A 22,779-nucleotide genomic window follows, 5' to 3' on the forward strand; every position below is an offset into this window, starting at 1 on the left:
ACCTTATTTAAGGGGATAGGTTACACTGATAACTATGGGTGATTTAATTCAACAGCTTGGTCAAAATATCTGGGCGGTCTATCTTGATACCGCAATCTGGCTGTTGTTTGGTTTAATAGCCGCGGGCCTGGTAAAAGCCTATGTGCCTGAAGATGCCATGAAAAGGTGGCTGGGCGGGTCAGGTTTCTCAGCCGTGGGGCGTGCAGCCCTGTTTGGTGCGCCTGTACCACTTTGTTCCTGCAGTGTTTTACCCGCGGCTATTGGACTGCATCGAGCTGGAGCATCAAAAGAAGCGACAGTCTCTTTTTTAATTTCTACACCTGAAACCAGTATCGATTCTGTTGCGGTTACTTATGCTTTAATGGGGCCAGTCATGGCAATTTACAGGCCTGTTTCTGCTTTAGTCAGTGCTATTGTGACAGGCATGATGGTGGCATTTGTAAAGGATGAAGATATTAAGCAATCAACCCATACAGTTGATATTAATAAAGATGATGGTAGTTGTAGCGCTGAGTCAGATGTGAGTTCGTGCTGTTCATCTGCTGATAGTGAGCAAAGTACTTGCTGTGAATCATCCCTTAAACATGAAAATGATGGAAAGTTAAAGCGGGCGTTGCGTTATGCTGCAACCGATTTACTGGATGATATATCCAGCTGGATGGCATTTGGTATTGTATTTGCCGGTATTATGATGACGCTTATTCCTGATGGCTGGCTGGCTCAATGGGGGCAGGGCTTAACGGCTATGTTAGTGATGTTACTGGTCGGAATTCCTATGTATATATGTGCAGTTGCATCGACACCCGTTGCTGCAGGTTTGTTAGTGGCGGGAGTTTCCCCCGGTGCAGTGCTGGTGTTTCTTCTGGTGGGGCCGGCTACAAATATTGCAGGAATAATGCTGGTTAAAAAAGAGCTGGGAAATAGAGTGACAATGATATATTTAGCGGGTATCTCTATTGTTAGTTTAGTTATGGGGCTGTTACTGGAATGGGGTTTATCAAGTTTTAGTCTGCAGATAGATACCAGCTTACTGCATCAGCATAATTTTATGCCCTATGAGTTGAGTCTGGCAGGAGCTATTTTATTACTCGCGTTAATCATCCCTAAAATTCGAAATACACTGATCCCTTTTTTTTCTAAATAGTAGCTATATCTGAGTAGAGCTCTTTACAAGTCTTTTTTAGCTGGTATAAATAGGGTTATAAACTTTGAGGCACCTATGATTAACGCTAAAACCCTGAAAAAAACGACACAATTGAGTCGTTATATTATTTTACTTTCGTCCTTGCTGGTATTGCTAGCTTTTACACAAGCTGTATTTGCTGAAGGAATATTTGAAGACAGGAAGAAAGCGCAACATAAATTAACTGGAGCAGATCTTAATCGTATTAAGGCTGAGCATCAGTTGAAATTTGGTCAGACATCAAGTTCTTCGCCTTCATATAAATCAAATAATCCCTGGGAAAAGAAAAAGAAAACGACTCAATCACCGAAAGCCAAAGCGAATTGGGGTGAGTGCCGGGATTATGCTTTACATAAGCGCAATCGTTGTTACCGTGAAGGTCGTGATGCTTACCGTTGTGAGCAGATGTATGAAACACGCTCAAGGCTCTGTGATAACAGTTTGTAGGTTAAAGTTGCTGTAGTTGTTTTGTTCGGATTAAAACTACAAAGCCTGTCTTATTAAATATTGAGATAACTCTAGAGCATTTGACTGCTCCTCGGTTAACTCGTTGTCCTTTTCAGCTTGTGCGGCATTTTCCTTGCTAAGTAATGTTTCCAGCACAGCCGATAAGGCATGAATTCTTTCCTGCGCGATAATCATTTCTAACATACGGCAATATGGCTTTATTAAATCAATGAAGTGAACCGCATCTAAAAGTTTAAGGCAGCGCTGTTCATTGTTTTTAGATGTATAAAATAAAGCAAGACTTTGGTCGCATTGATAATCAGTCTGATCGAAGTCTGCTAATTCCTGTTTGGTCTGCTGAAGACAGCTCAGCAGGCTATTCAGGCAGGATTCAATTTCCATTCGCTCATTATAACTGGTGCGTTGTATAAACTGGTTACGATTCGCTGTAATTGTTAAAAATTGAATTGCCAGTGTGTCAATGGCATGAACGAGTGTTTTAACTGTGTACTCCTGTTCGGAGCCCAGTGTCAGATTAGTGTTAAATCCCAGTTGTTGAAGCTTTATCAGGAGGGCGTTGTTCACAGTTTTTAAGCTGACTAACAGTGAATTAATTGAAGCGATGGACTTTGCCATTTAAGTTATGATCCTTCAGTTGACGCTTTTAGTGTTTTAAGTGGGTCTAACTTTCTGAAGCTATATTTTGTTATCATTTTATGAAGATCTGCTTTCCTGCAGAACAGCTCCCATCCACGCTGTGGATAACTTAACTTAATTAGACTTCCATGTGATGCTTAAATCAATTGACCTACTATATATTGTGGAAATTTTGGGGTCAATAACTATCTACTGTGGATAAGGTTGTTTAAAAAAATAGTATAAGCTGTGGATAAGTCTGTGAATTGCCCGCTGATAAAGGGCTGGAGTGCTGCTCAAAAAACAACCTGAAAATGAAGCTGATTAAATTTCTGACCAGCGGTAGGGGGTAAATTGTTTAATATATTTGAAGAAATTGAGTCTGGTTCTAATAGTTTAGCGCAAGTAGATAAATGGCATAACCTGCACCAGCAAACTGAGAAAGATGGAGCAGGTTTTGTAAATGAGTAAAAGACTGGTGTGTGCGATCGTTAATAATATTGTATTGGTCATCACAGGCTTTCAATAAACCTTTTAAAATATGTGAAAGATTGAAAACATAACTTACTGTAAGAATGGTAAGCATAAGAGTGGCGGTATGATCTTTGATTAGTGCAGCGCATAAACCAGCAATTAAACAAAGAATGGAGTTTAGTCGATACAGACGACGATAGATAAATAAACTGTCGTTAATGTTTTTTTTATTTTTTAAGTGAGTGTTATATAACAGGGTCACCATTAAAAAACTGCCCATACTTGCGCCGGTTAAGGTTGCAGCGATTAATGTGAATAAATGGTAGATATCCATTTATAGAGTGTATCACTGAATTTTATAGTTACACTATATAAAAGAAACAAATTATTTAAGTAGGATGTGATGTGTAGGAATTCAAAAAATAGATTTTCACACTAGAGTAACTGTATCTTAAATTGTCACAGGTGCTCTAGTGTGAAAGTACATTTGATATTTTATTTTCTAATAGTTTTCAAGCATACGTAATTTTGATGGCAGTAATTTTAGATCAACCAGAGAGCTGGAAAGTGCTTTAATAAAAGTAGCTTCATCTTCATGAATGATTCGGTAGTATTGGATTTTCATTGTTAATGCGCTTCCAAATACGATTGAACACAGCGCTAACATTGAGCCAATAGATAACGTAGAAACACCAGTAATGCCCTGTCCGATAGTGCAGCCCATTGCCAGTACGCCACCTGTTCCCATAAGGGCTGCGCCTATTACGTGTTGAAGCATATCAGCGATAGAAGTAAACCATTCAAAACGAAAGCTTCTACTTAAAATAGCATAAACAAAAGACCCTGTGATAATGCCTGCTAAGGCAGCCATACCAAAACTAATTAATGAGGTATTACCTGGAGACATTACGTAGAAAAATGTTTCACCCATCGGGTTTATAAATGTTAATGACTGTGTTGCAACACCGACGGGAATGTCATCCATAAACTCAGCGGTTTCTTTCCATTCGTCCCCAATAGCGCTTCCAGTAAAGTACCAGGCTGCAAGAACAGCGCTGCCTACAATAAAACCACTAAATATGTGTTCATGTTGTTTTCTAAAATCGGCTGATTTAAAAATAACTCCAATCAGGATAGCGGCAAAAATAGCTCCTATAAAATTGCGGCTTATATCTACTTCCTTGCCTGTTACAGCAGAAACTATAGAGCCCAGGTCCTGGCCGCTAATGTTATAAGTGCTGAGATCGATAGTGGTTGCAAGTACCCAGGGGTAAAACAGAACCTCGTAAAATGATGTCTTAGACATGAGATAGGCAAACATACCTGCAATGGTAAGCACGACTATAGACTTCATATTGCCACCACCGATACGGATGAGTGTTTTATTTCCACAGCCTGAAGCTAGCGTCATGCCAATACCAAATATCAGGCCACCAACAATAAAGCGTAACCAGGCGAAACCTTCAGAGCGATAAGGTGGCAGGGTAGAATCAACGCTGATTAAACCCGTTGCTTCGAGTATAAGGACACCGATAAGCGCAACAGTAATTGCAAATAACCATGAACGTAAGCGATTTTTGTCGCCCATGTTTACCCAGTCAGAGACTGCGCCCATGGTGCAAAAATTAGTTTTATTAACAATTGCACCCATAATAAAAGCAATGCAAAAAGCGATAAGTAACATATATGTGGTGATTTCCATCATCATTCCTCTAAATTATTGCTCGGAAAAAACGAACAAATACAATAGATACAGATAACATATCTACATAAAATTAAGGCAAGTGTGCTGATGATGAAAATAGTTACAGGCCAATTATGAGCCTGTGTAAACCTCAAATATGGTGAGGTGTTACGTAATTAGAAACAGGTCAATCTATGTCGACTCTGTATAGTGAAGCGAATGATAACCGGTATAATTGCCTGATTGCAAGTTTCAAGAGAAGCATTTTGATGGTTATATAAGAGTTACGGCCATAAAAAATAATAGTATGTGTTTAAGTTTCATGAATTTAACTTGAACTTGCTCTGGCCGAAACGATATAACGTTGTGAGCCACCAGGTACGATAGAATCAAACGGATAGCAGGTAACTAGATGTATATATTCACCTGACTGGTCATTTAAAAAACGTGCATTATCCATTTCTACAATTTTTGTAGAAATAACTTTAAAAATTATATTGTCAGATTGAGCTGTATCTATGACGATATTGTCATCAGGTTTTAGATATTTTAAAAAATTAAAATGAGTATCACGATGAGCACTGATCAAACTGTTACCTTTGACACCGGGCATTACAGAAGCAAAATTATGGCCTGGACCGAAAGCAAGTGTTCGACCGCTATCTCCGGCTAGTACGATTAAATCAATATCTAATCGGGGCACCTTAAGGCGGGCAATTGGCCAGGTGTCAGCCCATGGCCATGGTTTGCTTTTTGTTTTTCCTGATTTTACATTACTCCACGCCTGTTCAAGTAATTGCTGAGCAACAAATGCTTTTACATGAACATAGGTTCCCTGAGCAATGAACCAGCATCCGGGTATAAATAAAAATATAATTATATATGGTTTTCCGGGTATGTTTTTCATTTTACACCACCTTTTTTTCTGACGAGCCTGAAAGGGTGTTTTCAGTGCTGCGTAATAAAATAGTGAGTGCCAATGCAAGCATTAATAAAGTTATTCCGAATAGTAAATTTAATTCGGCTGATGTTGCCGTTTGCGCTAAACGACCGAAACTCTGTTTAGTGCTTTGACCGTGTGGGAGATTAACTGGAATTTGATGTGTATTGAATTTTGAATGATTCGGTCGTGCGGGTGTTTTATCAACAGCAATAAGACTGGTGTGTTTACTAACTAAATGGTGTGTGAGTGCAATATTGATAATTTCAGAACGCACCCGTTCTTTGTCAGCACCTTCGTGAAGGCTGTCAGATAAAGCACTAATTTTATTGCGTGCCCAGAAAGCGCCTATCCCATTGCTCGGTTTGCTGTTGTTCAACTGTAATTTTGCAGACCAGGGTGAAAGTGCGCGTGTACCACTAACTATTATTTCATTTAATGGTTTGTCTGATCTTATCGCGAGGACAACAGGTTCACCATGGTATAAGTCTGGTATACGATTTGGCCATACTTCAGTTGTTATATTGTCTTCGGTATGTATTTGAATATCTGTCATAACCGGACTTTCAAGTTTAGCGAATAAGGATGACATTTTTTCATGCACCTCATTTACATTGCTTATGTAAGTGAAACTACCACGACCAAACTTTGCTGCTTTACGCATGAAATAGCTGTTGGGCGCAGAGCCGATACCAATTGTAAATAAACGACTATTTCCGAGGCTTTTGTGGATGATGTCGAATAGTGCTGTCTCATTTTCAACACTACCATCGGTAAGGAAAATAACCTGATGAACATAATTTTTTTCATGATTGTTTTTTAAGGCCAGTTTTAATGCTGGAGCCATTTCAGTGCCACCATCTGCATGAAGGTTATTTACATAATTTTTGGCTGATAAAATATTCTGGAAGCTGGCCATCTTCGAATTAGAGAAAAGCTGATCAGTTACTGAGTTGAACTGGATAATGTTGAATTTGTCATGTAAACGTAATCTGTCTAAAGCTATCAGGAGTGATTGTTTAGCCTGGTCCATAGAAACACCATACATGGAACCTGAAGTGTCAATAATATAAGTAACATCTCTCGCTAGTGGTTGTCCGCTAAACTTATCTCCCCCTGGTGGTACTAGCATTACCATTTGAAAATTATTGTTTTTTATCTTTTCATTAAATACAGCCGCTTTTGGGGTATGGTTAGATTCTGGTGTCCATACCAGTTCAAAGTCTCGATCCGAATATGTGTCTCCCTCTGTAAGTGAGATATGAATTATGTCGTTTGTCTGATGTTTGTTGATAGTGTGATAACGGCTAAATAAATTTTCTAAAGGAAATCCAGGCTTTAAATCAATTTTAATAGAAACAGGGTTTATTTTTTGTTTATTGTTATTGATGAAAGGAGTAATGCTCGAAGCATCCGGCACTTGTAGTGTATTGTGTGCCCAGCCAGATTCGGCGAGAGGTATTGTTTCATTGATCGCTTTACCGGGAATATATCGAGGTGTAATTGCCATCGGGAAGCGCAGGCTGAAATTTCCCTGATCATAATGAAGTGTTTGCTGGTATTCAATTTCAATAACAATGGTTTCACCAGGGCCAATATTGGCAACTTGATTAGTGAATAAATTTGGACGCTGTTGTTCAATTAGAGCTGTTTTTTTGCCTTCTTTTTGTGCCTTTTTATACAGGCGTTTTGCCTCCTGCTTTTCTTTGATCTCTCCCTCAATTATGCGATTACCAATACGCATTCTCATATGATCAACAGCAGAATTTTCAGGCAAAGGGAAAACATAAATAGCTTCAATCCAGCTATCATTCGGGTTTTTGAAATATTGCTTTACATGGTTGCGAGATATCATTCCGGATACGTGCATATCAACAACCGTACGTAATAAAGGCATTTGGTGATAAAGGTTTCCATTAGCTGATTTCACTACAAGACTGCCTTCACTTATTTTGTCGAGAGTGATTTGAGGTAGTTCGGAGGTTGCGTTATTTGCGTAAACCTGATTAGTCAGTAACAATAGAAAAAGAGCTAAAGCCAGCAAAAGCACAGTCATGATTAAACGTTGGAACCATATCGCTAACCCTGATTTTTTAGGCTTGTATTTATCATCCAGATACTCGCGACGGGGACGACGTTTAAAAAAATGTTTATTAATTGTTAACATGCAGATCTCCTTTTGATTGAACCATGTTGTTTAATGCTATTTAAAACCATAAGAATGTCATTTAGACGGTTGATATCTGGCATCCTGATGATGAAAAATGACGAATTATGGCAACCGGCTTAAACGTATAAAGGCAGTCTGTTTAATGTGTTAGGGTATAGGCTCTTCTAATGATGGAAGTGATAAAACAACTAGAAAAGTGAAGAGAACTGTTAAAAATGTCACAGCATATAGCGATAGTAGAGGATGAACCTTCAATAAGGGAAAATTATGCCGATGCGTTTAAGCAAATGGGATATGAGGTTTCAATGTATGGGGGCAGGGAAGAAGCGATCAATGCATTTAGTAGTAGATTGCCCGATTTAGCGCTATTAGATATTGGTCTTGAGGATGATGCAGAAGGCGGGTTTGAGGTGTGTAGAGTTTTACGTAACAAATCTGAAACCGTACCCATTATTTTTTTAACTGCTCGTGACAGTGATCTGGATATTATTTCAGGCCTGAGGTTGGGGGCTGATGATTATCTAACTAAAGATATAAGTTTACCTAATCTTTGTGCAAGAGTTGCTGCGCTGTTTAGGCGAATGAATGCAATCACTGCAACACCTTCAGCTGAAGATGTGTTGAAGCGTGGAGCTCTGCATATAGATATGAATAGATTCACAGTAGACTGGAATCAGCAAAGAGTCGATTTAACATTAACTGAATTGTGGGTGGTGCATACGTTAGCACAACATCCAGGGCATGTGAAAAATAGAGATCAGTTAATGGAAGATGCACGTATTGTTGTTGATGATGCGACAATAACATCGCATATAAAACGCATCAGAAATAAATTTATAAAAGTGGATGATAGCTTTAGTTCTATTGAAACTGTTTATGGTATGGGTTATCGCTGGCTTGAAAATTAGAATAACTATTAGAAGTAAATTATTAATTATCTCTGCAGTGTTATTTGTCGTGCCATGGATAGGTGTTCAATATATTCAGGATATGGAAAATTTCTTACGGATTAACCAGGAAGAAAACTTATTAGGTAAAGCACAGATTGTTGCAGCTGTATTGCAGGGGCAGTCAGAGATATTCAAGTCTCGAGAAAATTCAGCTATAAATGGTGGAGACTCTAAAAACAGTGTTAATAACTCATCTCATGTATATGTTCGGCCAATAAAAAGAGCTATCCAGCTTGATGGTTATATGGATGACTGGCTTGATTATGATGGCAAGTCAAAATTAATAAAATCTGAGAATCCTTTGTCATTTCAATATAAGTATTATTTAGCCAGTTACAAAAAATATTTGTATATGGTGTTAGAAGTGAAAGATGATCAGCTGGTTTACAGAAAAGCCAATAGTTTAAGTCTGGATAAAAATGATCACGTAATTATAAAATTGCGAAATAAGGAAGGCGAGTTCAAAACCTATTTTATTGCGACGGAATCACCCGGCTGGATTAATGCACATAGAATGGAGCGATATCAATCTGATGAATGGGTGAGTAAAGCACCAGAATTACGAATTAAGGGAGAATGGCAGGAAACACCCGATGGTTATAATGTTGAAATAAGAGTGCCACTTTCGTTAATAGGTGACGGTTTTTCCTTTTTTGTTGCAGATGTTGATGATGAGAGGAATCGAGGTCTGGTTGAGGTTCTAGGTGAAAGTAAGATTACTGAGGCTCTGGGCTCAATAATTATACCGTCTCCAAAAATAGAGGAAATGTTAAAACGGATAGTAAGGCCTGCTTCGCGTACCTGGGTTATTGATCAGAAATACAGGGTACTAGCTGTTGCAGGGAATATTAGAGAAAATGGTGTATCTAAAAACGAGATAGCTGAAAAAGAGGAAGGGGTACTCAGTAAAGTTGTTAGTGTGATTTATGGTTTATTGCTTAAACAGCCAGCTCATAATTTTAAAGATGAATTATCGAGCGTCTCTTATTTACGGGGTTCAGTCGTTCAGTCGGCATTAGAGGGAGAACCGTCAACAAGTTGGCGTGATACGCCAGATAAGCAGGTAAGGATAATAACAGCAAGTTATCCTGTGGTTGTAAATGGTGAGCCAATAGGTGCGATAGCGATAGAGGAAACCAGTAATGCTATTTTAATTTTACAAAATAGAGCCATGGAAATTTTAATTAATTTAAGTGTGCTTACCTTTCTTATAACCGTTATTGTTTTATTGAGTTATGCAACCCGATTATCGGTACGAATCAGGCGATTAAGGGATGAGACAGAACAGGCAATAACAACTGAAGGCCGTATCGAGAAAACTTTTAAAATAACTAAATCAACAGATGAAATTGGCGATTTGAGTAGAAGTTTTTCAGGTATGTTGTCCCGTCTTGCTGAATATAATCGTTACCTTGAAACGATGGCAGGTAAGTTATCTCATGAACTACGTACGCCAATAACTGTTGTACGCTCATCACTTGAAAATTTACAAATGACAGAATCTGATGAGGCGAGGAGTGTATATATACAAAGAGCCAGTGAAGGCATGGGCCGATTGAGTGATATTTTAACAAGAATGAGTGAGGCGACAAGACTTGAGCAGACGTTACAATCTGAAACTATGCAGGATGTTGATTTATGTGAATTAACTGAAAGTTGTGTTGCCGGTTACCGTATGGCGTATCCTGATGTGGATTTTGTGATGGAGAGTGATTCGATACAGCAATGTTATATTTCAGGTGTTCCTGAGTTGCTGGCGCAGATGTTAGATAAGCTGGTATCTAATGCGGTGGATTTTCATATTGAGTCAACGCCTGTCACTTTGAAAGTAAACATGTATAAAAACAGAATACAATTAAGTGTGGTTAATAAGGGAGAAAACTTACCTGATTCTATGCGTGAAAATTTATTTGAATCGATGGTTTCAGTCAGGAGTAAAAGAGGAGACAGGCCTCATCTTGGATTGGGGTTGTATATTGTTCGGATGATTGTTGAGTTTCATCGTGGGAGTGTGCAGGCGGTGAATCTTGAGGGTGAGTCTGGTGTTATGGTCTTATTGGATTTTCCTTTGAGGTAGTGTTTTATTAAACCCCTGACATCATGGGAATTAGATGTCTGTGTTTTGGTCTGCTAAAGGATTGCTAGCTCTACTCTTTATGGGACGTGAATTCTATGTGGTCGCCAGCGCGGTGATACCATAGAGATCTAATTCCCATGAGGACTGGAGATTGTGATCACACTCAAAGCTGAAATTGTTTAAATAATTTAATTACGAACAAATAAACTGCCATAATTCATAATAATTCACCCGCAATTCAGCATATTTCAGTCATCAGAAAAACACATCACCACTTCATACTTATCCTCAAGTTAACAATAAAACAGATTGTTAATATTTTTAAACCCAAACAAGACCGAGGAAAAAATTATGAAAATTTCAAATAAAAAAATATATCCAGCCGTTATTGCTTTAAGTGTGCCTTTGTTGATATTAGGTGGTTGTGCAGGTGACGATAGAGTGAAATTGACGCCTGATTCTACATTGGCTGTAAATGAAACGTTTGAGCAAAGCGATGAAATTCAGATTAAGCAGGATGAAATCGATAATTTAATAACGGAGCTACCTGCACAGGAAATGAATGAAGTTATCGAGACACCAGAGCCAGTAGAGTCGGCTATTGAACTTGCAATAGAAGAAAAATCAGCAATAGAAGTAATGACGCCAAAACCAGAGGGAGGGATTATTAGTTTTGCATTTGATAAGTCAGTTATAGAAGCCGAATATGGGGAATTGCTTTGGCAACACGCCCAGTATCTCAAGGAGAATAAAAATTTAGTTCTTAATATTAGCGGTCATACTGATAGTTCAGGTGCACGAATATATAACGAAAAATTAAGTAAAGATCGAGCAGATCAGGTGGCGAAAATTCTCATGGACTTTGGTGTGGCAGAAGACAGAATTAAGGTGATTGGAAATGCAAGCGATCTTCCACTGGCAGGTGCTATTCACCATAGGGAGCATCGGAGAGTAGAGCTGGATTATCAGGATCAACAAATGGTTAGCAATTAATACTTAGCAACTGAAAGGAGGGTGCTAGTGAGGTTCATTAATTCGGGTTGGGTTAATGGGCCTTTATGTTTTATATAAGAATTAATACGACGCGTGAATATTGTCGTTGCCTGATAAATCTCTATTGTTTTTAATGTCTGTGTTAAAATTTTGTACATTCAATTTAGTGAGATTCAGATGAAAAAACTTCTTGATATTATGGCGGCATTAAGGAATCCGGAAACAGGCTGCCCGTGGGATATAAAGCAGACTTTTAAAACAGTTGTTCCTTACACTTTAGAAGAGGCCTATGAGGTGGCTGATGCCATTGAAAATGGTGATATGGATGAGCTTAAATCAGAACTTGGTGATTTGCTGTTTCAGGTTGTATTTTATGCGCAGATGGCTAAAGAGCAGGGCGATTTTGATTTTAATGATGTAGTTGATGCGGTAAGTGATAAGTTAATTAACAGACACCCTCATGTTTTTGCGGGTGTTGAATGTAAAGATGAGAAAATTTTACATGAGGCCTGGGAGAAATCTAAGGCGAATGAAAGAGATACTCAGTCATCTGAAAATAAAGCATCTATTCTTGATGGAGTTGCCAGAGCACTACCGGCTTTAAAGAGAGCGCAAAAATTACAGAAACGCGCAGCAAGGGAAGGTTTTGACTGGCCGGATATAGAGCCGGTTTTAGCTAAAATAGAAGAAGAAGTAGGTGAGTTACGCAGTGCGATTAAGGAAGACTCAACAGAAGCTGTTTTTGAAGAGTCAGGGGATGTTTTATTTAGTTGCGTGAACCTGTTAAGGCATTTAAATGTAGATGCAGAGGAGTCTTTAAGAGGCTGCAATCAAAAATTTGAAAAACGTTTTGGTTATATTGAAAGGTCGTTGATTCAGCAGGATAGATCCTTTCAGGAATGCTCACTTGATGAGCTGGAAGGTTTGTGGCAGAAAGCTAAAAACGAAGCTTGAAAAAAACTGCAGAAATCAAGTCTCGTTTGCTATCAGCGTTATATAAGCCTGATAGCGATTACGAATTTCTCTCACGTAAGCAACGGGCTCTCTGCCCCGAACATAACCATGGCGTGATTTTTTGTAGTATTTTTTCTTTGATAAAAGCAGCATTGCTTTTTCTACATTATCAAACCATTTGTTCGGATTTAACCCTTGTTGTCTGGCAAGGCGACGTGCATCTTTTACGTGCCCCTGACCTGCGTTATAGGCAGCTAGTGTAAACCACATTCGGTCCTTAACATTAAGCTCTTCTTCAAACCTGTCTCTAACCCAGTTCAGGTACTGTACACCTGCTTTAATACCGAGTTCGGGGTCTTTAAGGTTGCTTATGCCCATTTCTTTTGCTGTCCTGGGCATTACCTGCATTAGTCCCCGGGCACCTGCCCAGGACTTTGCTTTAGGGTTAAACCGGCTTTCCTGATACATTTGTGCAATAATCATACGCCAGTCAAAATCATGCTTTTGTGCATATTTTTTTATCAGACTGTCATAGGGTGAAAGGGTGCCGTCAGGGTTTAAATCTATGCGTTGAGAACGATATTTTTTTATTTTATGTTTATTTTTAAAATATTTGTCATACGTTATATTGTAAAAAAGTGATTTGTATTGTTTTTTAATATACTGATCGACAGCAGTAATTAATTTTGGATTATTGTCGCGCATAGCCCAGGCATTGTTACGAACATCGCCTAGAACAAGAGCCGCCTGAATGTCATCTCGCCAGGTAAGTTCAATATCTACCAGGTGATTATCAGCAAGTGTAAGATCAAATTCTCCACTTGCGACCTGAGCGATAATTTCTTCTGTTTCCATTGTTTCTGGTGCGCTGAGTAAATTAAATTTCAAACCTGTATTTTGTAATGCCTGAAGTGTTTCCCAATAAGCGCTGGATTTCCGTACATAAATACTGCGCCCTGCCAGATCGTCAACTGATTCAATCGTATTGTCATTTAAACGGCTGACAATAATTTCAGATGTTTTGTGGTGTGCTCTGCTGAAAGCTATACCACGCTTTTTACGTATATCTGTAACGGTTAGGAAGCTTGCAATAATATCGCCCTTGCCCTCCAGTAGCATGGGGATTTGAGCTTCATGACTAGGAGCACTGATTATCTCTAAGCGTAATTTGTGTTGTTTGGCAAAGTTTTTAACAAGCTCATATTCAAAACCCAGTAATTCACCGCGCCAGAGAAAATAGGATGCGGCGTTATTCCGGGTAATAACACGCAGTGTTTTACGTTTTTTTATTCCATCAAAATCATCTGTAAAAATGCTTTCATGTCTTGTTGTTAATTGCTGATGAGTTAGAAACTGGTTAATGGCTTTAAGCAATTCGAGGTTGTCTTTTCGTATTGCCCAGGCCAGAGCCCTGTCTTCACTTAATGCAAGGCTGACTTTAAAGTCGTCCCGGTAGCCTGCCAGAATACCCAGTATATTACTGTCCATAACAGCCAGATCTATTTGTTTGCTGACAAGCTGATCAATAATTTGATCGGTAGAGAGGTGTCCGGGAAGAATTTTGCTTTTAATAAGCGGCTGTTTTTCCTGAAGTTTTTCAACTGTCTCCTGATATGAGGATTTTTCACGATAAGCGATGGTTCTGCCATTGAGGCTTTTGAGAGTGCCTGTTTTTTTATCATCAATTCGGCTTACAATGCGTTCAATACTGTGCTCGAGTGGCACGGTGAAGTTAACCTGCTCTTTACGAGATGATGTAATGGTCAAGTTGGCGGCAATCAAATCACCGTGCCCTTTTTTTAATTCTGGAATTAAATTTTCAAACTTTTCAACATGTACGAATACAGGCTCCAGCCCTAATTGTTCAGCCAGTTTTATCGCCATTTCCTGTTCACTGCTAAAAGAGCTGCCTTTACGGGGTAACCACCTCTCATCCATCGGCATGACTAAAATACGTAACTGGCCATGTTCTTTAATGGCGGAAAGGTCACCGGTTTCCGTATAGCTTTCTATCGCAGGCAGGGTGTTTGTTGTGATATCAGTCGTTTCATCAGAACAGCTGGTAAGTAGAGTAGTGATAAAGAAAAACAGGGGAAGGAATAAACGAGAAATGATAGTCATAATTAATTGCTTACATAAAGCGAACAGGATTATTTTGGATGTATAAGAGCATAACGAAAATAAATGTTGTTCGATACAGGTTATAAGCAATTAATAGGGGTGTCCTGTTAAGGAATAAGTTTATAATAGCCAAATGTATCTCGATCACTTTGGGCTTCTGGAAGCCCCTTTTTCTATTGCCCCTGATCCACGCTATCTCTATATGAGTGAGCGTCACCGTGAGGCGTTGGCGCATCTTTTATATGGGATGGAGTCTGACGGCGCCTTTATTCTACTCACAGGTGATGTGGGAACGGGTAAAACGACGGTGAGTCGGTGTTTGCTGGAGCAGGTGCCGGATGACACTAATCTTGCGTTGGTGCTCAATCCCAAACTAACCTCTATTGAATTGTTGCAGGTTATTTGTGATGAATTGCGTATTTCATATGAAAAAGACGATTTATCGGTTAAATCACTGGTTGATTATATTAATCGTTATTTGCTTGGTGCGCATGCAACGGGCAAAAAAACTGTTGTATTAATTGAAGAAGCCCAGAATCTGGATCTTGATGTATTAGAGCAATTACGCTTATTAACCAATCTTGAAACTAATGAGCGTAAGCTTTTGCAGGTGATTTTACTGGGTCAGCCTGAGTTCCTGGATGTGCTTGATCGTCAGGAATTATCTCAGTTGGCGCAGCGCATAACCGCGCGTTTCCATCTTACGCCTTTAAAATTAAATGAAGTTGAAGAATATATATCACACCGGCTGGCAGTAGCAGGTTGCAGGCGTCCATTGTTTTCTCATTCAGTAACTAAGCAGTTATACCATTACAGCGGTGGTGTGCCGCGCCTGATTAATGTTATCTGTGATAGGGCATTATTAGGCTGTTTTGTTCAAAATCATCATCAGGTTGATAAAACAACGTTGATTAATTCGGCCAGAGAAGTGCTGGGTGATAATAAAGCACAGGCAATTAAGGAAAAGATAACGCCTCGATTTTATAAATTATCTTTAATGATTGCAGCGGTCGTTGTTGCAGCTGTTGCAATTAATTCATATTTTGATATTCAGCTAAAACATCCATCTATAGTTAGTGTAAAAACAGATACTCGAAAAGAACTGAAAGCAGAGCCAGTAACTCAGGTGGATGAAGTTAAGAGAGTAATTTCTCCTCGCGAAATTAAGCCGGATGTCGAGCAACTGAATGATCAGGTTATGGATAGTGTGGCACCTGTTATTAAGAATGAGCCCGTTACTCAGGTTTCAATTCAGTGGCCTGATAGTAATCATCGATTGCGCAGTAACTTACAGTCATATCAGTCTTTATTTAAAAGCTGGGAATTAGATTACAATATATCAACCGATGCGACACCGTGCTTTTATGCGGAAACAAAGGGTTTATCCTGTTTGCATGGGAACGCGGATGTAGACGCGTTAAGGCAGTTAAATCGTCCAGCCGTTTTGACTTTTTATAATGATTTAAATCAGCAGCAATACATAACATTAACAGGTCTGGATGATTCGTCTGCAAGAATAGTGATGGCCGGTAAAGTGCAAATTATTACACTGGAGCAGTTAGGTGATTACTGGAAGGGTGAATTCTCATTATTGTGGCGCGCACCTCCCGGTTATCAGGATTTAATCATGCCGGGAAATGCGGGAAAAGTCGTTTCATGGTTAAGTAAGAGAATGAATGAAATTAATCAGAATCCTGAAAAAACTCAGCATAATTATTATGACAGGGAGTTAGTTGAACAGGTCAAAGCATTTCAGTTACGCCAGGGTCTTAAGAATGATGGTGTAGTAGGTGTAAAAACGCTGATTCAGATTAATCATATCGTTGGTTTAAAAGCGCCGCTACTGGGGGCAGGTTAATGTCGTATATACTAGATGCGCTTAAAAAATCAGATAGTGAGCGTAAACGAGGTGATGTGCCTAATTTACAAACTGTGCATATACCGATTAATGCCGATCAGCCAACCCCGTGGGCATTGTATGGCTTCATATCGGTTTTATTGCTGGTGCTGGCTTTTGTAATTGGTCTGGTAATCTCAGATAAAGAACCGGTAACAATTATTCAGGTTGCTGAAACAGGCAGGCAAATTAAACCTGTATTAAAGCCTGTTTTGAAAGAGGCTAGCAGGGTAAATAAGAATTCTGAATTGCAATATTCGAAAAAAATACCGCAAAAAATCACTGAGCAGAAAACGTCACAGTTAAAAGCAGCAAGAATAGAAGTAACGCAGAAAAGAGCTAAAGAGCCTGTAATTGAGTTGCAGCAAACAAATAGAGTGCAAGTTGAATCAGTCGTAGCACTACCTGATATAAGTAATATTCCATATTTACATGAGTTACCAGAATATCAGCAACAATCTGTGCCTGAAATGCATTTTGCCGGGCATGTGTATTCTACTAGTGCGCAAAGTCGCTCTATTATTATCAATAATTCAGCAATGTCAGAGGGTGATACGGTAGTGCAGGGTATTAATGTGGTAAAAATTACGTCAAGTGGGGTTGTTTTTAGTTTGCATGATAATTACTTCAGAATGGATATTCTGCAGGATTGGTCGTTTTAGTGAAAGACGAATCTGGTATGAGATTCAAAATTGAAATTAAAACGTAAAAAATCTGGTATAGCATTGAAAATATTACTATTATTCCTATAAGGCTTTATTTTTTATAGTTTTAGTCTAATCTTATAAACAATAGAATCGTAAAGAATTCTGTTTATATAAGAGTTTGTTTAACTAGTTTAACTGGAATGATGCATGGCAAAAATATTGGTTGTAGATGATTCACAAACGCAGGTTCAGGCAATTATTAAAATTTTAAATAAAAATGGCCATGAAACCATTACAGCTGAAGATGGTGATTCGGCTGTGGCAGTTGCACGTGATGAACTACCAGATTTAATTTTAATGGATGTGGTTATGCCTGGTCTTAACGGTTTTCAGGCTACACGCCATATTACAAAAACGGAAGGAACGCAGCATATACCGGTTATTATGCTGAGTAGTAAAGATCAGGAAACGGATAAAGTATGGGCTGAAAGACAGGGTGCAAGTGGTTATATTATTAAACCTGCTTCAGAAGATGAATTAATGTCAGCTATTAATAAACTTTTATAGTTTATATGAGTTTTAAATAGACCGGATCGAGTAAGATGATCCATCTGAACATCAGGTCTGATGTTCATCAGTAAGCTGGTTTTAGTCGTGAGTCTATCGTTTTTAAATTTAATGGAGTTAATATGTCAACTGGTAGCATGATCACATTGGGTCTAATTGTTGTTTTTATAATTTACCTGATTGCGATTTATAATAATCTGGTCGCTTTTAGAAATAAATTTAAAAATGGTTTTGCTAATATTGATAATCAACTTCAATTACGCTATGACCTTATACCTAATTTAATAGAAACAGCAAAAGCATATATGAGTCATGAAAAAGAAACACTGACTCGAGTTATTGAAGCGAGAAATAAGGCATCCGCAGTTTCTAAAGAAGCTGCGTTGCATCCGGATGATGCAGTAGCGATGAAAAATCTTGCGGCGGCAGAAACTGCGTTATCAGGTTCTATGTTACAGTTTTTTGCATTAACGGAAAGCTACCCTGATATTAAGGCAAATCAGACAATGGAAAAGTTAATGGAAGAGCTAAGTACAACAGAAAATAAAGTAGCTTTTTCACGTCAACGTTATAATGACGATGTAATGCAATACAATACTTATCGAGAGCAGTTTCCTAATTTTATTATCGCAAATAATGCGGGCTTTAAAGAAGCTGCCTTGTTTGAAATAGAAAATGAAGAATACAAAAAACCTGTTAAGGTCGATTTTAATAATTAAGCTATAAAAAGTGGACTTTTTTTCGCAACAGGAAAAGGCAAAGCGTTATACGAAAATACTTTTGTTATATTTTTTAATTGCAGTCACATTCATTGTAGTGGCTGTAAATGTTGTTATTTATTATTTTTTTATCTTCCTTGAATTCTATCCTTATACACCGCAAGACTGGTTTTCTAGCTCAATGGTGTTTTATGTTTCTATTACAACCTGTTTTTTAATACTATCAGGTAGTTTATTTCGCTGGTTTAAACTTAAATCTGGTGGTCAAGCGGTTGCTTTGATGGTTGGGGCGAAAAAAATTGATCTGCATACCTCAGATATAAAGCAGCGCCAGTTAATTAATGTGGTTGAAGAAATGTCGATTGCATCAGGTGTGCCAGTCCCGGAATTGTATTTATTAGAAAGAGAGTCAGGTATTAATGCATTTGTTGCCGGTTATTTACCAACTGAGGCGGTAATGGTTGTTACTGCAGGCGCAGTTGAAAACTTTACAAGAGAAGAGCTGCAAGGAGTGGTCGCTCACGAATATAGCCACATATTAAATGGTGATATGCAAATTAATATTCACTTATTATCTATGCTTGCAGGTATTTTAATGATCAGCTCTGTTGGTCATCTCTTAATGAATAGTGATAATCATCTGGTTAGAAATCGCAATTTTAGTGCTTTAATGGTGTTAGGTTTTTTGTTGTCATTAATAGGTTATATAGGTGTCTTATCTGGCCGTTTGATAAAGGCTGCTGTTTCCCGACAGAGGGAATACCTTGCGGATGCTGCGGCAGTACAGTTTACACGAAATCCGGGAGGAATAGCATCCGCGTTAAATAAAATACGTAATGTGAAAGCAGGTTCTCGATTGAATAATATTTATTCAGAAGATTTGAGTCATATGTTTTTTGCGCAATCATTAAAAATGAAATTGACTAGTTGGCTGGCAACTCATCCGTCATTAATATTACGCATAAAACGAATTGACCCCGGGTTTGTTGCAAGGATAAAAGCCAGAAAACTTAATGTAAAAAATAAAGAAACAAACTCACAAAAGAATATGGGAGAACTAAACGAACTAGTATCATCAATAGACTCCATAGTGAGTTTTCCTGAGAATATGGAGTCAGTTCCTGCGATTGTTACGGCTCATGAATTTGCAGAATCAGCAGGCAATATTAGTCAGGCGCATATGGAGTTTGCTACTGTGGTTCACCAGTCATTCAGTTTTGAATTAATGCAGGCAGTGCATAAGGTTGAATCGGCAAAGATGTTAGTGCTTAACCTGATTTTAGTTAGGATGAATATTGACTCAGGCTTTGAGTTTTTAAAAAAACACCTGAATAAAAATGAGTTGAATGTTTTAAAAAAATTTAATTCCGAGATAAAGCGGCTCGAAAATTATAAACGATTGCCTTTGTTAGAGTTATTGTTACCAACGCTTAAATTAATGACAGATTCTGAAAAAACAGACTATCTTATTCTATGTGAAAAATTTATTAAAAGTGATGGTCGTTATACATTGTTTGAATTTGTTTTTTTAAGTTTATTAAAGCAGCATCTGGCGTTTGAATCTGGAAAAGAGATAACAGTAAAACATCATTCATATAAGCAGGTTAATAAAGAGTTGCAGTTACTTTTTTCTATTATGTCACATAGCAGTCGATCTCTGTCTGAACTTCGTCATGAGTCTTATAATAAAGTGGTAAAATATTTCCCTATGAGCACTTTAGATAAAACATCTGGTGAGTTATTTAATTTGCTTGATTTTAAGGAAATAACACCCAAAAAAATATCAGCGGCTTTGAAAGCTCTGGCACAGTTGTCGCCATTACTAAAGCGAGGTGTTATAGAAGCGAGTGCAGACATTGCTATGCATGATGGTCAGTTAAAATATACCGAAGCGGAGCTGCTACGCGTCATAGCTGACATACTAGGCTGTCCTTTGCCTCCTCTGTTGCCTCAGGCCGTGAATTAGCTTATTAAGCATGTGGTGCGTTTATTAATACCGTTAGTCATGTCTGTTGTGATAGAAGTCACAGCTAATAAGTCTTTAACTACATAATTAAAGTTTTAGGACGATAATAGAATTACATCCATTATAAAAAGAGAGCAGAGTCATGCAGATTGCACAATATGTACTGATAACAGCAACTTTTTTTGTGTTAATACTCGCTTACGCTATAGGAAATCTCTAAGTTTGGTATAATTGTTCGCCAGAGTCGTTACCAAGCTTAAATAGATGAATCGAAAATTTTCAGTCGCGCCCATGCTGGACTGGACAGACCGGCATGAACGTTTTTTTCTACGCCTTATTAGTCAGCATACCCTTCTTTATACCGAGATGATTACCACCGGTGCTTTGATTCATGGTGATCGTTCGCGTCATCTTGACTTTAATTATGAAGAGCATCCAGTGGCTATTCAGTTAGGCGGCAGTGATCCTGTTGATTTGGCAGAATGCGCAAAAATGTCTGAAGATCATGGCTATGATGAGATCAATCTAAATGTAGGGTGTCCAAGTAATCGAGTTCAGTCTGGTATGTTCGGTGCGTGTTTAATGGCAAAACCGAAACTGGTGGCAGAGTGTGTGGCCGCGATGCAAGATGTGGTGGATATTCCTGTTACAGTAAAGCATCGAATAGGTATTGATGAAAATGAAACAGTTGAAGAGCTATTTGAATTTGTAGAAGTGGTAGCAAAATCCGGTTGCAAATCATTTATAGTGCATGCGAGAAAAGCCTGGTTAAATGGCTTAAGTCCAAAACAAAATCGTGATATTCCACCCTTACGTTACGACGTGGTTCATTTGTTAAAACAAACCATGCCAGAGCTTGAAATTATTATAAATGGGGGTATCTGTGATCTGGATACGGCTGAAAATCAGTTAAAGTATATTGATGGAATTATGATGGGGCGTGAGGTATATCATAATCCGTATATCCTGGCCGAAGTAGACCAGCGTTTTTATCAGTCTGAAACGCCAGTACTTTCAAGGCAGCAAATTATGGAGTTAATGTTCCCATATGTTGAAAAGGAGTTAGCAAAAGGTTTGCGTCTGCATACAATGACACGACATATTCTGGGTTTATATAATGGCTTGCCCGGCGCGAAAAAATGGCGCCGATTTTTATCTGAAAATGCGACAAAACGTGAAGCCGGAATTGATGTGCTGTATAAGTCGCTAGAGTGTCTTGGTTAATTCGCTTGCTTACTAGTGAGTTATCTCGTTTTTTGTGAAAATATGAATCGAAAAATAATTCACATTGATATGGATGCTTTTTTTGCGGCAGTAGAGCAAAGAGATTTTCCAGAACTGAGAGGTCAGCCTGTTGTTGTAGGTGGTAAGCCTGATAGCAGAGGGGTTGTTGCTACTTGTAGTTATGAGGCCCGTAAGTTTGGTATCCATTCAGCCATGCCAGCTTCTCGTGCTTATCAGTTATGCCCGCACGCTAGATTTGTGCCCCCCCGTTTTCCAGCGTACAAACAGGCCTCTGAAGATATTCATAAAGTTTTTCATCAGTACACCGATATAATTGAACCGTTGTCACTGGATGAAGCTTATCTTGATGTAACAGAATCCGATATTTGTAACGGCTCCGCAACCTTAATGGCCAGGGATATAAGAGCTAATATTCACAAAACAATACAGTTAACTGCTTCGGCAGGTATTGCTTATAATAAATTCCTGGCAAAACTGGCTTCTGATCAAAATAAACCTGATGGTCAATATCTAATAAAACCCGGTGAAGCTGAGTTGTATTTAAAAACATTACCAATAGGTCGTTTTTACGGAGTAGGTAAAGTTACTGAGGCTAAGATGCAGGCTTCCGGAATTCAAACAGGTGGCGATTTAAAAAACAAATCGCTGTCTGAATTGCAAAGTCTATTTGGTAACTCAGCAGAGTATTATTATAATATTTCACGTGGTATTGATGATCGTCCTGTCATGTCGACACGGATACGTAAATCTCTAGGTTCTGAGACAACTTTTCAAAGTGATATTTCAGATACAAAAGAAATGTTAGATCATTTGCTGCTGCTGTTAGATGAAGTGCTGAAAAGTATGGAAAAAAGAGAATTATTGGCATATACGATAACAATTAAGGTAAAATACGCCAGCTTTAGGCAGGTAACAAGAAGTTATACCAGTGACGCTGTTATATCTGTGCATGATAAAGCCAGAGAATTGATTCCAGTTCTTCTGGCTAAAACTGAAGTTAATAAAAAGAGTGTTCGTTTACTGGGGCTATCTTTTTCTAATCTAATCAGTTATGAGGATCATACTGATAGTGGTCAGTTACCATTATTTTGATTTCTCCTGATTCTGAA

At 38.4% G+C, this 22,779-nt stretch carries 19 protein-coding genes; 13 read left to right on the forward strand and 6 right to left on the reverse strand.

The window, feature by feature from the left end; genetic code table 11:
* Positions 1–34 precede the first annotated feature (34 nt).
* Positions 35–1,144 carry a permease gene (locus DIZ80_12095; protein ID RDH82997.1) on the forward strand — a complete coding sequence of 370 codons (1,110 nt, stop codon included), beginning with the start codon at positions 35–37 and terminating at the stop codon, positions 1,142–1,144.
* A 75-nt stretch (positions 1,145–1,219) separates the two neighbouring features.
* On the forward strand, positions 1,220–1,630 hold the full coding sequence (locus DIZ80_12100; protein ID RDH82998.1) for a hypothetical protein: 411 nt from the start codon (positions 1,220–1,222) through the stop codon (positions 1,628–1,630).
* Positions 1,631–1,666: 36 nt separating this feature from the next.
* Here the strand turns inward: DIZ80_12100 and DIZ80_12105 are convergent, their stop codons facing one another.
* The 5 genes from DIZ80_12105 to DIZ80_12125 all read right to left on the reverse strand — a co-directional run bounded on the left by DIZ80_12105 (position 1,667) and on the right by DIZ80_12125 (position 7,531).
* A complete protein-coding gene (locus DIZ80_12105) occupies positions 1,667–2,266 on the reverse strand; it encodes a hypothetical protein (protein RDH82999.1) in 600 nt (199 codons plus the stop codon).
* Positions 2,267–2,654: 388 nt separating this feature from the next.
* Positions 2,655–3,074 (reverse strand): hypothetical protein, encoded by a 420-nt coding sequence (locus tag DIZ80_12110; protein ID RDH83000.1) that lies wholly within the window; start codon positions 3,072–3,074, stop codon positions 2,655–2,657.
* 168 nt (positions 3,075–3,242) lie between these two features.
* Complete coding sequence (locus tag DIZ80_12115) at positions 3,243–4,424, reverse strand: hypothetical protein (protein RDH83168.1); 1,182 nt, start codon at positions 4,422–4,424, stop codon at positions 3,243–3,245.
* Between the two features lie 328 nt (positions 4,425–4,752).
* Positions 4,753–5,331, reverse strand: a complete 579-nt coding sequence (locus DIZ80_12120) for a class GN sortase (protein ID RDH83001.1) — start codon at positions 5,329–5,331, stop codon at positions 4,753–4,755.
* A 1-nt stretch (position 5,332) separates the two neighbouring features.
* Positions 5,333–7,531 carry a marine proteobacterial sortase target protein gene (locus DIZ80_12125; GenBank protein ID RDH83002.1) on the reverse strand — a complete coding sequence of 733 codons (2,199 nt, stop codon included), beginning with the start codon at positions 7,529–7,531 and terminating at the stop codon, positions 5,333–5,335.
* Between the two features lie 218 nt (positions 7,532–7,749).
* Here DIZ80_12125 and pdsR point away from each other — a divergent pair, with 218 nt between their 5' ends.
* The 4 genes from pdsR (at position 7,750) to DIZ80_12145 (ending at position 12,508) form a co-directional block, all read left to right on the forward strand.
* Entirely contained in the window at positions 7,750–8,442 is a 693-nt protein-coding gene (gene pdsR, locus DIZ80_12130) for a proteobacterial dedicated sortase system response regulator (GenBank protein RDH83003.1), read from the forward strand.
* Positions 8,381–10,561, forward strand: a complete 2,181-nt coding sequence (pdsS, locus tag DIZ80_12135) for a proteobacterial dedicated sortase system histidine kinase (protein ID RDH83004.1) — start codon at positions 8,381–8,383, stop codon at positions 10,559–10,561. Before pdsR ends, pdsS begins: the two co-directional genes overlap by 62 nt.
* Before the next feature lie 351 nt (positions 10,562–10,912).
* Complete coding sequence (locus DIZ80_12140) at positions 10,913–11,554, forward strand: hypothetical protein (GenBank protein RDH83005.1); 642 nt, start codon at positions 10,913–10,915, stop codon at positions 11,552–11,554.
* A gap of 177 nt (positions 11,555–11,731) precedes the next feature.
* Positions 11,732–12,508, forward strand: coding sequence for a nucleoside triphosphate pyrophosphohydrolase (locus DIZ80_12145; protein ID RDH83006.1), 777 nt, complete (start codon positions 11,732–11,734; stop codon positions 12,506–12,508).
* 15 nt (positions 12,509–12,523) lie between these two features.
* On the opposite strand, the gene DIZ80_12150 is transcribed toward DIZ80_12145, so the two are convergent.
* On the reverse strand, positions 12,524–14,629 hold the full coding sequence (locus tag DIZ80_12150; protein ID RDH83007.1) for a membrane-bound lytic murein transglycosylase MltF: 2,106 nt from the start codon (positions 14,627–14,629) through the stop codon (positions 12,524–12,526).
* 133 nt (positions 14,630–14,762) lie between these two features.
* Between DIZ80_12150 and DIZ80_12155 the strand changes: the two genes are divergently transcribed.
* From DIZ80_12155 to DIZ80_12185, 7 genes are all read left to right on the forward strand, one after another.
* A complete protein-coding gene (locus DIZ80_12155; protein RDH83008.1) occupies positions 14,763–16,487 on the forward strand; it encodes a peptidoglycan-binding protein in 1,725 nt (574 codons plus the stop codon).
* On the forward strand, positions 16,487–17,188 hold the full coding sequence (locus DIZ80_12160) for a hypothetical protein (GenBank protein RDH83009.1): 702 nt from the start codon (positions 16,487–16,489) through the stop codon (positions 17,186–17,188). Before DIZ80_12155 ends, DIZ80_12160 begins: the two co-directional genes overlap by 1 nt.
* A gap of 192 nt (positions 17,189–17,380) precedes the next feature.
* Positions 17,381–17,740: a two-component system response regulator gene (locus tag DIZ80_12165; GenBank protein ID RDH83010.1), complete on the forward strand. Its 360-nt coding sequence runs from the start codon at positions 17,381–17,383 to the stop codon at positions 17,738–17,740.
* Between the two features lie 122 nt (positions 17,741–17,862).
* Positions 17,863–18,459, forward strand: a complete 597-nt coding sequence (locus tag DIZ80_12170) for a hypothetical protein (GenBank protein ID RDH83011.1) — start codon at positions 17,863–17,865, stop codon at positions 18,457–18,459.
* Between the two features lie 10 nt (positions 18,460–18,469).
* Entirely contained in the window at positions 18,470–20,425 is a 1,956-nt protein-coding gene (locus tag DIZ80_12175) for a hypothetical protein (protein RDH83012.1), read from the forward strand.
* 264 nt (positions 20,426–20,689) lie between these two features.
* Positions 20,690–21,649, forward strand: coding sequence for a tRNA dihydrouridine(20/20a) synthase DusA (locus DIZ80_12180; GenBank protein RDH83013.1), 960 nt, complete (start codon positions 20,690–20,692; stop codon positions 21,647–21,649).
* Positions 21,650–21,691: 42 nt separating this feature from the next.
* Entirely contained in the window at positions 21,692–22,762 is a 1,071-nt protein-coding gene (locus DIZ80_12185) for a DNA polymerase IV (protein RDH83014.1), read from the forward strand.
* The last annotated feature ends 17 nt before the right edge of the window (positions 22,763–22,779 follow it).

The sequence above is a fragment of the endosymbiont of Galathealinum brachiosum genome, from assembly GCA_003349885.1.
Lineage (GTDB): Bacteria > Pseudomonadota > Gammaproteobacteria > SZUA-229 > SZUA-229 > SZUA-229.

Coding starts and splice junctions, on each gene's coding strand:
- DIZ80_12095 (RDH82997.1), top strand. CDS start 35: ATGGGTGATTTAATTCAACAGCTTGGTCAAAATATCTGGGCGGTCTAT.
- DIZ80_12100 (RDH82998.1), top strand. CDS start 1,220: ATGATTAACGCTAAAACCCTGAAAAAAACGACACAATTGAGTCGTTAT.
- DIZ80_12105 (RDH82999.1), bottom strand. CDS start 2,266: ATGGCAAAGTCCATCGCTTCAATTAATTCACTGTTAGTCAGCTTAAAA.
- DIZ80_12110 (RDH83000.1), bottom strand. CDS start 3,074: ATGGATATCTACCATTTATTCACATTAATCGCTGCAACCTTAACCGGC.
- DIZ80_12115 (RDH83168.1), bottom strand. CDS start 4,424: ATGTTACTTATCGCTTTTTGCATTGCTTTTATTATGGGTGCAATTGTT.
- DIZ80_12120 (RDH83001.1), bottom strand. CDS start 5,331: ATGAAAAACATACCCGGAAAACCATATATAATTATATTTTTATTTATA.
- DIZ80_12125 (RDH83002.1), bottom strand. CDS start 7,531: ATGTTAACAATTAATAAACATTTTTTTAAACGTCGTCCCCGTCGCGAG.
- pdsR (RDH83003.1), top strand. CDS start 7,750: ATGTCACAGCATATAGCGATAGTAGAGGATGAACCTTCAATAAGGGAA.
- pdsS (RDH83004.1), top strand. CDS start 8,381: ATGATAGCTTTAGTTCTATTGAAACTGTTTATGGTATGGGTTATCGCT.
- DIZ80_12140 (RDH83005.1), top strand. CDS start 10,913: ATGAAAATTTCAAATAAAAAAATATATCCAGCCGTTATTGCTTTAAGT.
- DIZ80_12145 (RDH83006.1), top strand. CDS start 11,732: ATGAAAAAACTTCTTGATATTATGGCGGCATTAAGGAATCCGGAAACA.
- DIZ80_12150 (RDH83007.1), bottom strand. CDS start 14,629: ATGACTATCATTTCTCGTTTATTCCTTCCCCTGTTTTTCTTTATCACT.
- DIZ80_12155 (RDH83008.1), top strand. CDS start 14,763: ATGTATCTCGATCACTTTGGGCTTCTGGAAGCCCCTTTTTCTATTGCC.
- DIZ80_12160 (RDH83009.1), top strand. CDS start 16,487: ATGTCGTATATACTAGATGCGCTTAAAAAATCAGATAGTGAGCGTAAA.
- DIZ80_12165 (RDH83010.1), top strand. CDS start 17,381: ATGGCAAAAATATTGGTTGTAGATGATTCACAAACGCAGGTTCAGGCA.
- DIZ80_12170 (RDH83011.1), top strand. CDS start 17,863: ATGTCAACTGGTAGCATGATCACATTGGGTCTAATTGTTGTTTTTATA.
- DIZ80_12180 (RDH83013.1), top strand. CDS start 20,690: ATGAATCGAAAATTTTCAGTCGCGCCCATGCTGGACTGGACAGACCGG.
- DIZ80_12185 (RDH83014.1), top strand. CDS start 21,692: ATGAATCGAAAAATAATTCACATTGATATGGATGCTTTTTTTGCGGCA.